At 71.9% G+C, this 14,420-nt stretch carries 9 protein-coding genes; all 9 read right to left on the bottom strand.

Annotated features, from left to right (window positions below; translation table 11 throughout):
* Nucleotides 1-21: 21 nt before the first annotated feature.
* The 9 genes from AMYTH_RS0125890 to AMYTH_RS0125850 all read right to left on the bottom strand — a co-directional run bounded on the left by AMYTH_RS0125890 (nt 22) and on the right by AMYTH_RS0125850 (nt 14,360).
* A complete protein-coding gene (locus tag AMYTH_RS0125890) occupies nt 22-1,245 on the bottom strand; it encodes a membrane protein (RefSeq protein ID WP_027932709.1) in 1,224 nt (407 codons plus the stop codon).
* Nucleotides 1,245-2,711, bottom strand: coding sequence for a right-handed parallel beta-helix repeat-containing protein (locus AMYTH_RS0125885; protein ID WP_027932708.1), 1,467 nt, complete (start codon nt 2,709-2,711; stop codon nt 1,245-1,247). The genes AMYTH_RS0125890 and AMYTH_RS0125885 overlap by 1 nt, the downstream gene beginning before the upstream one ends.
* A gap of 49 nt (nt 2,712-2,760) precedes the next feature.
* Nucleotides 2,761-4,701 (bottom strand): heparinase II/III family protein, encoded by a 1,941-nt coding sequence (locus tag AMYTH_RS0125880; protein WP_027932707.1) that lies wholly within the window; start codon nt 4,699-4,701, stop codon nt 2,761-2,763.
* Nucleotides 4,698-6,872, bottom strand: coding sequence for a bi-domain-containing oxidoreductase (locus AMYTH_RS0125875; RefSeq protein ID WP_027932706.1), 2,175 nt, complete (start codon nt 6,870-6,872; stop codon nt 4,698-4,700). The genes AMYTH_RS0125880 and AMYTH_RS0125875 overlap by 4 nt, the downstream gene beginning before the upstream one ends.
* Before the next feature lie 9 nt (nt 6,873-6,881).
* On the bottom strand, nt 6,882-8,783 hold the full coding sequence (gene asnB, locus AMYTH_RS0125870; RefSeq protein WP_027932705.1) for an asparagine synthase (glutamine-hydrolyzing): 1,902 nt from the start codon (nt 8,781-8,783) through the stop codon (nt 6,882-6,884).
* A 2-nt stretch (nt 8,784-8,785) separates the two neighbouring features.
* On the bottom strand, nt 8,786-10,387 hold the full coding sequence (locus AMYTH_RS0125865) for a Wzz/FepE/Etk N-terminal domain-containing protein (RefSeq protein ID WP_027932704.1): 1,602 nt from the start codon (nt 10,385-10,387) through the stop codon (nt 8,786-8,788).
* Nucleotides 10,384-11,724 carry a GumC domain-containing protein gene (locus AMYTH_RS0125860; RefSeq protein WP_027932703.1) on the bottom strand — a complete coding sequence of 447 codons (1,341 nt, stop codon included), beginning with the start codon at nt 11,722-11,724 and terminating at the stop codon, nt 10,384-10,386. Before AMYTH_RS0125860 ends, AMYTH_RS0125865 begins: the two co-directional genes overlap by 4 nt.
* 151 nt (nt 11,725-11,875) lie before the next feature.
* Entirely contained in the window at nt 11,876-13,054 is a 1,179-nt protein-coding gene (locus AMYTH_RS0125855; RefSeq protein ID WP_027932702.1) for a glycosyltransferase family 4 protein, read from the bottom strand.
* Entirely contained in the window at nt 13,044-14,360 is a 1,317-nt protein-coding gene (locus AMYTH_RS0125850) for a nucleotide sugar dehydrogenase (protein WP_027932701.1), read from the bottom strand. Before AMYTH_RS0125850 ends, AMYTH_RS0125855 begins: the two co-directional genes overlap by 11 nt.
* Nucleotides 14,361-14,420: the final 60 nt, after the last annotated feature.

The following is a 14,420-nucleotide window of genomic DNA, read 5'->3' as shown; positions in this document are numbered from 1 at the left end:
GGTCCGTTACGGGCGCGGCGCTCACCGCGGTACCGTCCTTTGTGGAGTACCGGCGAGCAGGCCGGCCGCGACCGCCAGGTGCAGCAGGTACGGCGACGCGTCCCCGAGGCCGGCTTCGGTGTAGGAGGCCGCGAGGCAGTACGTGATCAGGAACAACGCGCACGCACGCCCCGGCGACGGTGGGCGGGCGATGGCCACCACGACGAGCGTCACCAGGAACAACACGACGATCGTGGCGCCCAGGTAGCCCTGCTCGTGGTAGACGGCCAGCCAGCTGTTGTCGATGGGCAGGCCGTCGAAGGACTTGTTGGACAGCCCGGTGCCGAAGATCTCTTCGAACCAGGTGCGCGGGGCGGACAGCAGCCGCTCCCACACCTTCGCACGGCCGGTGAGGTTGCCGAAGTTCTCCGCGTCCTGGCCGCGCAGGACCCAGGTCTGCAGCAGGGGCCCGAGCAGGACGGCGCCGATCCCGGCCACGGCGATGCCCCAGGCGAACGCCTTGCGGGCGCGGCCGCTGGTGAGCCACATCGACAGCATCGCGACCACGAGCCCGGAGACCAGGCCGAGGGTCGCAGTGCGGGTGTGGGTCAGCACGAGCAGGACGATCGCCGGGCCGGCGACCATGACCACGCTGCGCGCGTCGGTGAGCCTGTTGATCCACAGCAGCACGGCCAGCCCGGCGACGATCGCGGCGTACTGCCCGATCTGCGTCGGGGTCAGCGGCCACAGCACGCCGGTGAGCCTGCCGTCGTTGAGTTCGGGCATGGCCAGACCGGGCGAGATCACCAGGCCGACGGCGACGGAGACGAGCAGCACGGTCAGCACCCTGATGTGCTGGCGGACGAACCAGATCGAGCCGTTCATCCACGGGCTGATCAGCCACAACGTCCCGACGAACAACCCGAGCCTGGCGCACCGGAACAGCGAGCCGAAGCCGGACTCCATGCGCACGCTGCTCGCGAAGCTCGCGACCAGCAGCAGGCTGAGCAGCACCAGGAACGCGCTGGGCCGGATCTTCACGCGCGGGTTGAGGATCAGGGCGAGCGCGAACGCGATGCCGACCGCGCTCATCGTGAGGGCCTGGGTGACCGGGCGCGGGATCGGGATGAGCGCCGAGACGCCCTGGGTGGCGAGGGTGTTGAAGATCATCAGGGCCCAGATCGCGCCCAGGATCCGGAAGGTGCGCGGGCTGCGGGCGACGTCGTCCTCGTCGAGTGTCCGCGGCCGGATGCCGGTGAGGCTCATCACTTGCCGCCCCCCACCGCGAAGGTGCTGCCCGCGTCCTGCCGGTAGGCCGGGCCCTGCCACTCGATCTGCTCGACCAGCCTGCTCGCGTCGTGTGCGACGAAGGTCCACGGCCCCAGGTAGGTGTTGCCGTACCAGCGGTTGTTCTGGTCGAAGGTGATGGCCTGCGGGACCACGTCGCCCTGGTACGGCGACCAGTCCGGCGAGCTGCCGTAGTTGGACAGCAACGCCATCCGGGCGCACATCGCCTGGCAGCCGATGTTCCGCGGGTTCACCTCGAACCGGTTGCCGTGGACCTGCACGTTCTGCGTCTTCCAGCGGCAGTCGCCGTGCAGCGGGTCGGTGTCGATGCCCGGCGGGGCGCACTTCGCGACGTCGCCGACGACGAGCGTGCAGGTGCCGGTGGAGGTGTTGGCGGGGCTGTTGCAGAACCGGTCCGCGTTCTCCCACAGCGTGACCCCGCCCCAGTTGTCCTGGAGCTCGTTGTCGTGGATGTCGATCCGGTCGGTGCGGGCGGGCACGCGCGCGTCGCCGCCGGACTCGGAGATGTAGACCGCCGCGGCCGGGAAGTTGTCGTCGCGGTCGACGAACTCGCGCCCGCTGATCAGGTTGTTGCGTTTCAGCGTGTTGCCGCGGATGGTCGCGTTGTAGCTGGTCTCGTAGAAGATCGCGGCGCCGTCGTTGTTCTCGATGAGGAAGTCGTTGTTGTTGGTGTCCGCCCAGATGCCCGGCCCGCGGTTGTCGTGGATCCAGTTGCCGCGGATGTCGGCGCCGTCGACCTCCCAGAACTTCATCGCGCCGGTGCAGCCGCAGCCGTCGGCGTACTTGCTCTCCACGTCGTCGGCGTTGTTGCCGACGAACTCGTTGCCTTCCAGCACGATGTCGGTGACGTCGCCGCAGCAGGCGTTGAGCCCGTACTGCCCGTTGTCCTTCAGGCAGTTGTCCGTCATCACCTGGCGTGCGCCTGCCATCATCGCGGCGCCGCGGTTGTCGGTGAGCAGGTTCGACCGGATGACCCAGCCCGCGCCGGAGTCGTGGTTGACCACGCCCTCGTTGTCCGGTGCGTCGAACCCGGTCACCGTGAGGTGCTCGATGGTCACCCCGCTCGCCTTGCCGGTGAAGGCGTAGCGGTTGGTGTCGCGCCCGTCGACGACCGCTCCGGGGGCGCCGGTGTAGGTGTCACCGTCCTTCGGCATGACCTGGTCGAACTCGTTGGTGCCGAGGGTGTGCGTGCCCGGCTGCAGCCAGAACGTCGTGCCCGGCGGGCTGGCCTTCGTCTTGGCCTGGAGGTCGCCGTGCACGGCCGCGTCGACGACGACCGCGCCTGCGGGCGGCTCCGCGGGGCCGGGCGGCAGGTTGCCGCACGCCCCGGAACCCGCCAGCGTCGCGGTGGTGTCCGCCGGTTCCGGGCTGGGGGTGCACGCGAGCGCGGCCAGTGGCGCCAGGACGCCGAGGAACACCGCCACCCAGCGGGCTCGTGTCGTCGTTGGTGCGGGCACGGCGGGCAACCTCCGGCTAGTCGGCGAAGCGCAGCAGTGTGGTGAGCGGGCCGGCACGCCCGGTGAGCCCACTGCCGATCAGGGTCGTGGCCGGTTCGCGGCGGCCGTAGCCGGGCGAGTACCAGCCGAGCGGCGGATCGGTCTGACCGCGGTGCGCGGTCCAGGTGAGCCCCGCGGGCAGGTCGAGGATCGCCGCCCGGTCGCGGCCGCCCGCGGTCCACGTCAGCACCGCCGCGTTGCCGGTCAGCTCGGCGCTCACCCGCGGTCCGAGGTGGAACGCGAGCCGCGCCGGGTGGTGCCGGTCGTCGGTGATCTCGTCGGTGATCCGCAGTTCCCGTTCGGCCGGGTCGAGTTCGACCGTGCGCCGGTGCACGGCGGGCCGGTAGCCGTCGTGCTCGGCGGACCACCGCGGCACGCCGCCGCCGGGGCGGGACAGTACCCGGGTGCGTGCGTGCCGCGTCCACAGGAACGGGCCGCCCGACGTGGACTGGTCGGTGTCGTCCAGTTGCACCGTGTTGTGGCCGAGCGTGGACCGGAAGTACGCCCGCCACCTGGGTTCGCCGTGGTAGCAGTAGGTCCCCGGGTCGGCGAGGATGTCGACGCCGTCGTGCCGCACCTCGACCGACAACGCGTCGGCGTGCGCGTGCGCGGCGATGGACAGGAACCCGTGCGGGCCGCCGTCGCAGCGGCACCAGATCTCGCCGCGGCCGTCCTGGGGCGTGGTGCGCAGCAGCGTCAGCCCGGCGTCGGCGAAGTGGTCCGGCCGCGTGCGTGGCCGGTCCGCGGCCGCGAACCGGCGGGCGAGCGCGGTGAGCAGCGGCGTGCGGGCGTCCCCACCGCGCGGGCTCGGCCACCAGTCCAGCCGTCCGAACAGGACGTCCCCGGTGGCCAGCAGCGACGACCACCGGTTGACACCGGCACCGTCGAGCACGAGCCCGTGCCCGTCGTCGCTGTCGCCCTGCCGCGGCGGGTGCAGCCGCACGTCGACGACGGCCGCGAGCGCGTCGGTCATCCGCAGCAGCGTCCGCCACAGCGAGTCCGGCGCCGCCGGGCCGGCCTCGATCGCCGCGGCCAGGCCCAGTTCGAGGACCAGGCCGTGGTACTCGGTGGCCAGCTCCCGGTTCAGGCCGGAGCCGAACGTGTTGGCCGCGAGGTGCTCGTCCAGCGAGCGCAGCGCGGCGGACCGCCAGACGGCCGACTCGGGGAACCACGGGAACGCGCAGGAGGCGGCCAGCTGCCCGGCCGCCTCGGCGACGACGTGGTTGTTGGCCGACGACCCGCGGCTGGGGAAGGTCGCGAGCCACCGCTGGTGGTGCCAGATCTGGTGCAGCGCCTCGGGGTTGTCCTCGAACAACCCGGGCGCGCCGGGCCAGCCGTCGAGCAGCCGCCGCACCCACACCCAGGACAGCAGCCGGATGCCCAGCTCGATCCCGCTGACCCAGTGCACGCTCGTCATCGGCGCGTTCGCCGCCCACCACGACTTCAGGTGGTCGGCGACCCGCTCGGCGTAGCGGTCGTCGCCGGTCAGCGCGTACGCGGTGGCCAGCACGGTGAGGTGCTGGTGCCGCGACGGCTCCCAGATCTGCTTGATGTCGCCGACGACGCCCTCGTGCCGGTACGGGATGTCGAAGGCGAAGGTGTCGGTAGGCGCGTGCCGCCCGGTCTTCGGGTCGAACGACCAGTCCGGGCTCACCATGTCGTGCCGCCGCAGGCCGAAGTACTCGGCGCGGCCGTCGAGCAGCCGGTCCGCGGTCTCCAGCACGCGTGCCCGCGCGTCCGCCGGGACCTGCACGCCCTCGGGCAGCACGGCGGTGAACCGGCGGCCGGGCAGCGGAGCGGACGCCTTGGGCAGCGCGCGCCGAAGCCTGCGCCGGTTCAGCACGTCCGCCGCGCGCCCGGCGACCTCACGCGGGCCCATCCGGGAGAGCCGGCGCAGGTACCAGGCGGGGTCCGTCATGACGGGGTCCCGATCTTGACCGGCACGCCGGTGGCCAGGCTGGTCTGCACCGCGAGCGTGGCGAGCGTGGTCGCGACCAGCGACTCCAGCGGCACCGGCATCGGCCCGCCCGAGGTGACCGCGGTGACGAACGCGTCCAGCTCGGCGTGCTGCCCCTTGTCGCGGCCCTTCGGCAGGCGTGAGCTGGTCCACCGCTTGCGCCCGTACACCGAGGCGCGCGCGAAGTCGTCGAACTTCAGCACCTTGCCGTCGGCGACGACGTCCAGCGTCTCCTTGGCGAAGCTGGTCGAGCCGCTGGTGGCGTAGCTGATCGTCGCGGTCGAGCCGTCCGGGTACCGCAGCACGACCTGCAGGTCCTGCTGGTCCGGCGTGGCGCAGGCGTAGACCGACACCGGGTCCGCGCCGAGCAGCCAGCTCACGGTGTCGATGAAGTGCCCGCCCTCGCCGGCGAACCGGGTGCCCTCCGAACCGGCCTGGTTGTACCAGCTGCCGTGCTCCAGGCGGCCCGCGTTCACCAGGTACCGCACCGACGCCGCGCCGATGCGCCTGCCGAACCGGCCGGTGGCCTCGTGCAGCAGCGGCGCGAACCGGCGGTTGAACCCGACCTGCAGCCGGTCGTTGCCGGACTCCTCGATCGCGCCGAGCACCTTGCCCAGCTCGGCTTCGCTGAGCGCCAGCGGCTTCTCCACGAACACCGCCTTGCCCGCCAGCAGCGCACGCCGGGTCAGCTCGGCGTGCGAGCTGTGCCGGGTCACCACGAACACCGCGTCGATCTCCGGGTCGGCGAGTGTGGCGTCCACGTCGGTGGTCGCCTCGGCGAACCCGAACTTCCGCTTGGCGTTCGCGCCCGACAGTGCGGACGTGGTGACGACTCGGCGCAGCTCGACGTCCTCCCGTTCGGCCAGGTGCGGCAGCAGCATCGAGGACGCGTAGTTGCCCGCGCCGATGAACGCCGTGCGCACCTTGCCCATCCGCTGCGACGTGCGGATCGGCTCGCGCTTCGGGACTTCCGCGACGAGGGCGGGCTCGTCCTGGCCGGTCTCGACGTCCGGGTAGCGGAACAGGACGGCCACGGCCTTCAGCTCGCCCTCGTTGAGCCTGCGGTAGGTCTCCACGGCGGTCGAGAAGTCCGCGACGTGCGAGACCAGCGGCTCGACGTCGACCCGCCCGCGGGCGATCAGGTCGAGGAAGCACTCCAGGTTGCGCCGCTCGGTCCAGCGGACGTAACCGATCGGGTAGTCGCGGCCGTCCAGCTCGTATTCCGGGTCGTACCGGCCGGGACCGTACGAGCGGGAGAACCGGACGTCGAGTTCCTTTTCGTAGTAGGCGTTCCACGGCAGGTCGAGCCGGCACTTGCCGATGTCGACCACGCGGCCGCGGTCGCGCGCGAGCTTCGCGGCCAGCTCGACCGGCTCGTTCGTGCTGCCACCCGCGGCGAGGTACACCTGGTCGACGCCGTGCCCGGCGGTCAGCTCACCGACCGCGATCTCCACGTCCCCGGAACCGGGGTGCCCGCACACCGACGCGCCGAGCCGTTCGGCCAGCTTGCACCGCTCCTGGTCCGGGTCCACCCCGACCACCCGCACGCCGGACGCGGCCAGCAGCTGCACGACCAGCTGCCCGATCAGGCCCAGCCCGATGACCAGCGCGACGTCGCCGAGCTGCGGTTCGCCGCGCCGGACGCCCTGCATGGCGATCGCGCCGACGGTGGCGAACGACGCGTGCCGCGGCGCGACCCCGGCGGGCACCCGCGTGTAGAGGTTCTTCGGCACCCAGTTCAGCTCGGAGTGCAGCGCGTGTTCGTTGCCCGCGCAGGCGACCAGGTCGCCCACATCGACGGTGCCTTCCAACCCGGGCCCGACCTCCTCGACCACGCCGCACAGCGAATAGCCCAGCGGGGTGTAGGAGTCGAGCCGGTTCATCACCTTGCGGTAGGTGGCGCCGACGCCGTTGGTCGCGACGCTCTGCACGACCTTGGCGACCTGGTCCGGCCGCGACCGCGCCTTGCCCAGCATCGACATGCTCGCCTCGGACACCTTCATCATCTCGGTGCCGGTGGAGATCAACGAGAACGCGGTCCGCACGAGCACGCCGCCCGGCTTGCACGCCGGCGCTTCGACGTCCAGCAGCGCCAGCTCGCCGCTCTTGTAGTTCTGTACGACCTGCTTCACCAGGGCTCCTTACGCTGCTCGCTCGGCCGCACCGGCTTCGGTCGCGCTGCGGTACCAGTACTCCAGGGTCAAGACGTGCCAGAGGTGTTTGGACCGGTCCTCGCGGCCCGCGGCGTCCTCGTCGACCAGCCGTTGCAACGCCTCGCGCCGCAGGAACCCGGACCGGACGAGGACGCCGTCGTGCACGACCTCGCGCACCAGCGGCGCCAGATCGCGGCTCATCCACGCCCGCAGCGGGGCGCTGAACAGGCCCTTCGGCCGGTAGACGATCTCCTTCGGCAGGATCGACAGCGCGGCTTCCTTCAGCGCGGCCTTGCCCTGCCGCCCGGCGATCTTGCGGTTGCCGGGCAGGCTGAACGCGGCCTTGACGACCTCGACGTCCACGAACGGCACGCGCACCTCGGTGGAGGCGGCCATGGTGGAGCGGTCGGTGTAGGTCAGGTTCAGCCCCGGCAGGAACATCCGCGCGTCGGCGAGGCACATCCGGTTGACGAAGTCGTCGAGCAGGTTGTCGTGGTAGGTGTCGGCGTGCTCGGTGAGCACGTCGTCCACCGCGCCGGCGAGGTCGGGCGCGACCAGCCCGGCCAGCTCGTCCCGGTCGTACATCGTGTAGCTGCGCCGGAACGCGGTCTCCTCCGGCAGGGTCGCGAAGGACAGGAACCGCTTGGCGAAGCGGACCGACCGGAACCCGCGCTTCGACGTCGCCACCGGCAGCCGGTCCACAACGGACTCCAGCGGCGTGCGCACCGCGCCGGGGATCTTCTGGTAGCGCAACGCGATCAGGTTCGCCAGGTGCTTGCGGTAACCCGCGAACAGCTCGTCCGCGCCCATCCCGGACAGCATCACCTTCACGCCGGCCTCCCGCGCGGCCAGGCAGATCAGGTAGCTGTTGATCGCCGCCGGGTCGCCGATCGGCTCGTCCAGGTGGTAGGTCAGGTGTGGCAGCAGTTCCTGCACGTTCGGCGCGATTTCGATCTCGTGCAGGTCGACGCCGAAGCGGTCGGCCACGATCCGCGCGTACCGCAGGTCGTCCGGCATGGCCTCGAACTTCGCGTCCTCGGCGCGGAACCCGATGGTGTAGGCGGAGATCCCGGGGGAGTACCTGGCGGCCAGCGCGGTCAGGTAGCTGGAGTCCAGGCCGCCGGACAGGAACGTCGCCACCGGCACGTCGGAGAGCAGGTGCTTGCGGGTGGAGTCCTCGACGACCGCGGCCAGGTCGGCGGGCGGGCCGTGCCGGGCCTCGGTCGCGACGTCCCGCAGGATCCAGTACCGGCCGGTGTCCACCCGGCCGTTCGGGCGCACGCGCAGCCACGATCCCGGCGGCAGCTTGCGCGCCTCGCGGAACGCGCACCGGCTGTCCGGGACCCAGTAGTAGAGCAGCGACGCGACCAGCGCGGTCTCGTCGACGTGCAGCCCGCCGATCTCACCGGCGAGCGCTTTCAGCTCCGAGGAGAACGCGATCCCGTCGCCGCGGCGCACGTAGAACAGCGGCTTGATGCCGAGCTGGTCGCGGGCGAGGAACAGCTCGCCGGTGCGCTCGTCGAAGATCCCGAACGCGAACATGCCGCGCAGCCGCGGCAGGCACTCGACGCCCCAGCGCCGCCACGCCTCCAGCAGGACCTCGGTGTCGGAGGTGCCGCGGAACCGCACGCCCTTGCTCATCAGTTCGGCCCGTAGCTCGGGCGCGTTGTACAGCTCGCCGTTGTAGGTCAGCGCCAGACCGCCGGAGACCATCGGCTGCGCGCCGGTCTCGGACAGGTCGATGATCGACAACCGGCGGTGGCCGAGGTGCACGTCACCGTGGTCGTAGCGGCCCTCGCCGTCCGGCCCGCGGTGGGCCAGGCGCTTGGTGAGCCGGTCGGTCAGCGGGCCACCGTCGGGCCAGCGGTAGGTTCCTGCGACACCGCACATGGTCAGCCTTCGCGATCGAGGGGCAGCTTGCCGTTCACGTGTGCCTCCGGGGCGTCGACCGGCGTGAACTGCTTCGTCGGCAGGTCGGCGTGCACCGGCTGGAGCGTCACGGTCTGCTCGCCCCGCCCCGCGGCCGAGGGGATCGGCGCGAACCACTTCGTCGGGTGGTCGTCGACGTTGGCGCTGCCGTTGGCGGGCCGCGCCTCGGCGAACGCCGCCCGGCCGCGCAGCGCGGTGTGCAGCCCGTCCCACAGCGTCCCGTCCGTGCGGTCGCGCGGATCCGGCGCCACGAGCACGATGCCGATGATCGGGATGCCCAGGTCGGCCAGCTGGCGGGCGACGGTGTGCAGCCACGCCGCGTCCGCCTTGCCCGCCCGGACCACCAGCACGGTTTCCGCGCCCAGCCGGCGCAGGTCGGTCCACGCCGTCCCGGGCGACACCGACCCGACCCCGATGCGGGCCTTCTCGGCCGTGCTGCCGTCGACGATCCGCACACCCTCACCCACCTCGCCGGAGAGCGCGGTGACGTCGCGGTGCGGCAGGTCGTCCACGACCACGACCGGACCGTCCAGGTGCCGGGCCACGTCCAGCGCGAGCATGGCGGCCACCCGCGGGCAGCCGAGTTCGAGGACGGACACGTTGCCGCTCTCGCCGACCGCGCGGGCCAGGGTCGCCGCGACCCGGTCCCGTTGCGCGGCGGCGCCTCCCCACGGCCCCCGCCGGGGCTTCGGCAGCTGCGCGATGACGGACGCGCCGAGGTGCGTGGCGATCTCCCGCCGCAGCAGCGGCCGGTCCCGCACCACGCTCATCACCGCGGCCAGGCCCAGCCCGGCGACGAGCCCGAACCCGAGCCCGATGCCGGCGTTGGTGACCATCGGGGTCAGCGGTGACTCGACGACCGCGCGTGGCGCGTCGACGATCTGCGTGCCCGCGGCCAGCTGCGGCGTGCCGATCTTCGCCTCGTTGGCCTGGTTGGTGAAGTCGGAGACCCGCGAGGTCAGGTCGGCGCGCCGGGCGTAGAGCGACTGCAGCTCGGCCGGGCCGATCTGGCTGTTGCGGCTCGCCGACGAGGCGATCTGCCGGTCGACCTCGGTCAGCTCGGTCTGGATCTGGTCGCGTTGCCCCAGCAGGGCCTGCGCCTCCGCGTCCGCCGCGGCCTGCATGCGCTGGCCGTGGTCGGCGATGAACGCGTCCGCGAGCGCCTGCGCCTTGGCGACGGCCTCGCCGTAGCTGCGGGCCGTGACCTGGAGTTCCAGCACGTTGTTGGTCAGCCCGGCGCCGGTGTAGGACTTGACGAACTTCTCCGGCGGCTCCGGCGAGCCGAGCCGCTGCAGCGCCGCCCCGGCGATCCGGGTGGTTTCGAGGATGGCCACGTCGGTCTTGATGAGCGTGCCGCTGTCGTTCGGGGCGTCCTCGGCGTGCAGCACGAGCAGCCGGGTCACCGCCGTCGGCGGGGTCGGCGACACGACCGCCAGCGCCGCGCCCGCGAGCAGCCCCAGCACCGCGGCGGAGAGCCACAGGCGGCGCCGTCGCCGGATCGCGATCAGCACCCGCTGCAGGTCGAGCAGTGGTTGCGTGTTCTGGTTGCTGTCCGGTGTCGTCACGCTGAACCTGCCAATGCTTCGTCACCTGCGGTGTGCGTGCCGCCCGGCTCGGGGACCGCGGCCGTGCGCTGGGCGACGACGGCGCCCAGCACCCGCTGCCCGGCGTCGGCGGCGGCCTCGGTGATCGCGACGAGCTCCCAGCCCGTCCTGGTCCCGCTGGACACCACCACGAGGACACCGGCGGCCTCGCGGTCGTCCGGCACCGTCGGCCGCTCGGGGTCGATCAGCGCCACGCGCAGCTCGGGGCGTCCGCCGTGGCCGGCGGCGGCCAGCTGCGCGACAGCGGTCCTGGCCACCGGGTCGTCCTGCGCGGCCAGCACCAGCACCCGCGAGAACACGCCGGAGCCGTCACCGAGGCGGGAGAGCACGCGGCGGTACCGGATTTCGCGGCTGGCCGCGTCCGCGGAGGCGTTGAGCTCCGGCAGGTTCCACGGTTCGTCGGTCTTGAGCAGCCTGGCCCACCAGCGCGCATCGGGGCGGGCGGGCGCGTGCTCCGGCGTCACCGGCACGTCCACGCTGCCCAGCAGCGGCCCGCCGACCGCCGCCGCGATCTCGGCCTCGTTGCGCAGCCGCCGGTCGGTGCGGGCGCCGACCAGGTGGCCGAGCACGCCGAGCAGGAAGAACACGAGCGCGCCGCCCGCGACGAAGTGGATCATCGTCGGCGGGGCGGGGGAAGCCGGCAGCTCGGCGGAGCCCATCACGACCACCTGCGCCTGGCGGCCGCCGCCGTCGAGCTGGTCGAGCTTGGCCATCGCCTCGGTCAGCGCCGTCCGCAGCGTCTCCAGCTGGGTGCGCACCTCGACGCTCTCCACCGTCACGCCCTGCACGCGGCGGGACAGGTCGGTGATGCGGTCGTTGGTCTCCTGCACCTGGCGGCGCAGCGCGTCCTCCTGCTCCTGGCGGATCTGGCTGGCCGCGTCCGCGGTGCTGCCGATCAGCTGGGAGGAGTAGTTGACGTACTCCTTGGCGACCTGGTCGGCCAGCAGCTGCGCCTTCTCCGGGGTCTCCGCCTCGGCCGTGATCCCCACGATGTTGCCGTCGGCCGCGGCCGCGCTCACCGAGTCGTGCAGCTCGGCCCCGGACACGCCCCAGGCCAGCGCCTGCGCGGTGCGGTCCAGCACCACCGAGCTGGTCGCGATCTGCGTTTCGGTCATCAGCTCGCTGGAATCGGGCGCGCCCTGCAACAACACCTGCGAAGTCGTTTTGTAGCCGGGGGAGAAGATCAATGAGGCGCCGGCCCCAACGAGCGCGCCGAGGACGGCGAGGGCGGCGAGGACACGCCAGCGGCGGCGCACGATCCTGCCGATCATGGACAGACGGACGGTGTCGTCGTTCAACGCCCCGGTCCCCCTCTCATGGATGCCGCCCGTCCGCGAACGGATGGGCTTTCACAAACCACGTCGCGGCGATTCCCGGATTGGTTACCGGCTTGTTCAAAACGCGACCAGGCGTTTTTCCGACGAGCCGCGGCGGGTGCCGGTCAGGGATTCACCGCCCGGTCGCGGCGTACGCCGCGAGCAACGCCTTCGCCGAATTGGCCCACGACAACGGTCCCGCCACGCGTGCCGCGCCCAGTTCGCCCATCCGCTTCCGCTCGGCCGGGTCGTCCATCAGCCTGGCGGTCAGCTTGGCGAACTCGAGCTCGTCGTTGGCGGGCGCGTAAACCGCCGCCCCACCGGCGGAAACCCGTGCCTCACGGAGCTCGAACGACACGATCGGACGGCTCATCGCCATGTACTCCATGATCTTGTTCATGGTCGACACGTCGTTGAGCGGGTTCAGCGGGTCCGGCGCGAGGCAGATGTCCGCTGTGGACAGACAGCGGACCAGGTCCGCGTCCGGGATGCGGCCGGTGAACTCGACCTGGTCGTCCAGGTGGAGATCTTTCGACAACGCGACCATCGCGTCGAACGCGTCCCCGCTGCCGACGAACACCGCGTGCCAGTCCGTGCGGCCCAGGTCGTCCCGCAGCTTCGCGAGCGCGCGGAGGGCGTAGTCGACCCCGTCCTGCGGGCCCATCACGCCCAGGTAGCACAGCATGTTCGGCTTGCCGCGCTTGAGTTCCGGTTCCGGCGGCACCTGCCGGAACCGGTCCACGACCGGGGCGCTGCGGACCACGAACACGTCCTCGGGCCGCTTGCCGCCACGGGTGAGCGCCACGTCGCGGTAGCTCTCGTTCGTAGCGATCACCACGTCCGCGGCCCGGTAGGTGGCCCGCTCCAGCGCGCACACGCCGCGGTAGAGCAGGTCTTTCCCGCGGTCGAACCGCGACAGGTACAGCTCCGGCACCAGGTCGTGCTGGTCGAAGACGAACTTCGCGCCCCGCCGCTTGAGCATCCGCGCGACGAGGAAGAGCAGGTCGGGCGGGTTGCACGCGTGCACGACGTCCACCGGGCCGATCTTGCGGGCCAGCCGGAACGTGTGCCACAACGCGGATCCGTACTCCTGCAGGTAACCGGCCGGCCCGCCGGTCGCCGCCGTGAGCGGGTAGCGGTGGATGCGCACGCCGTCGATCACGGCTTCCGGCTCGGTGTCCCGCTTCGTCCCCTGTGGACAGATGACGTGCACCTCCCACCCGGCGTCGCGCAGGGTGGTGCTTTCCTGCCAGACCCGCCGGTCGAAGGGCACGGACAGGTTCTCGACGAGGATCAGGGCTTTACCAGGCAAGGCCGACGTATCCTTCTTCGGTGCGGCGCACGGCGGCGTCGGGCAGGCGGACGAGGTCGATCAGCGTGCGGTCGCCCGCCCTGGGCAGCGCCGCGAGCACGACCGGGTCGGTGCTGCCGATGAGGCACACCTCGGCGTGGTCGAGCACCTCGTCGACGCTGCCGGCGAGCAGCTGGCCGAGGTGCGGCAGGCGGCTCTCGATGTACTCGCGGTTGGCGCCCATCAGCCGCGACAGGCTGACGTTCGCGTCGTAGATCTTGAGGTCGTAGCCCTTGCCCAGCAGGCGTTCGGCGAGTTCGACGAGCGGGCTCTCGCGCAGGTCGTCGGTGCCCGGCTTGAAGGACAGGCCGAACAGGCCGATTCGCCGTTTGCCGGTGCGCGCGACCAGGTCGAACGCGCGGCGCAGGTGCTCCTCGTTGGAGGGCAGCACGTGCGACAGCAGCGGCACCGAAACGTCGGCGCGGTGCGCGGCGTAGACCAGGCCGCGCAGGTCCTTGGGCAGGCACGAGCCACCGAACGCGAACCCGGGCCGCAGGTAGGCGGGGCTGACGTTGAGCTTGCGGTCGGCGAGGAACACGTCCATCACGCGGTGCGAGTCCAGGCCGAGGGCGCGGCAGATCGCGCCGAGCTCGTTGGCGAACCCGATCTTGAGACCGTGGAAGGCGTTGTCGGCGTACTTGGTCATCTCCGCGACCGGGATGGGCACGCGGAAGACGTCGCCGGGCAGGCCCTCGTACAGCTTGGCGACGGCGTCGCCGCTGGCGGTGTCCAGCTCGCCGATCACCGTCTTCGGCGGGTCGAAGAAGTCCTTGACGCTGCTGCCTTCCCGCAGGAACTCGGGGTTCACCGCGACGCCGAAGTGCACGCCCGCGGTCAGCCCGGAGGCCTTCTCCAGGATCGGCACCAGCAGGTCGAGGCAGGTGCCGGGCAGCATCGTGCTGCGGAATACGACCGTATGCCGACCGGTTTTGCCCGCGAGCGCGCCGCCGATCTCCTCGGTGACGCGCTCCAGGAAGGCGGTCGACAGGCTGCCGTTGGGGGCGGACGGGGTGCCGACGCAGACCAGCGAGATCTCGCTGCCCGCGATCGCCTCCGCGACGTTCGTCGTGGCCCGCAACGCGCCGCTGGCCACGACGGCGGCGGTGAGTTCGCCGATGCGTTCCTCGACCACCGGCGCATTCCCCCGGCGGACGAGGTCGATCTTCACGGGGTTGATGTCGACCCCGATCACCTCGTGCCCCTCGCCGGCGAGGCACGCGGCCGACACGCATCCGACGTAGCCGAGCCCGAAGACACTGATCCTCATGGAAATCCTCCCGCCGCCACCGGCTTGCCCCAGAGGTCGGCGGGCGGGCGGAGATCGTTA

This window comes from Amycolatopsis thermoflava N1165, from assembly GCF_000473265.1.
GTDB lineage: Bacteria > Actinomycetota > Actinomycetes > Mycobacteriales > Pseudonocardiaceae > Amycolatopsis_E > Amycolatopsis_E thermoflava.
This window is presented reverse-complemented; position numbering and strand designations above follow the sequence as displayed.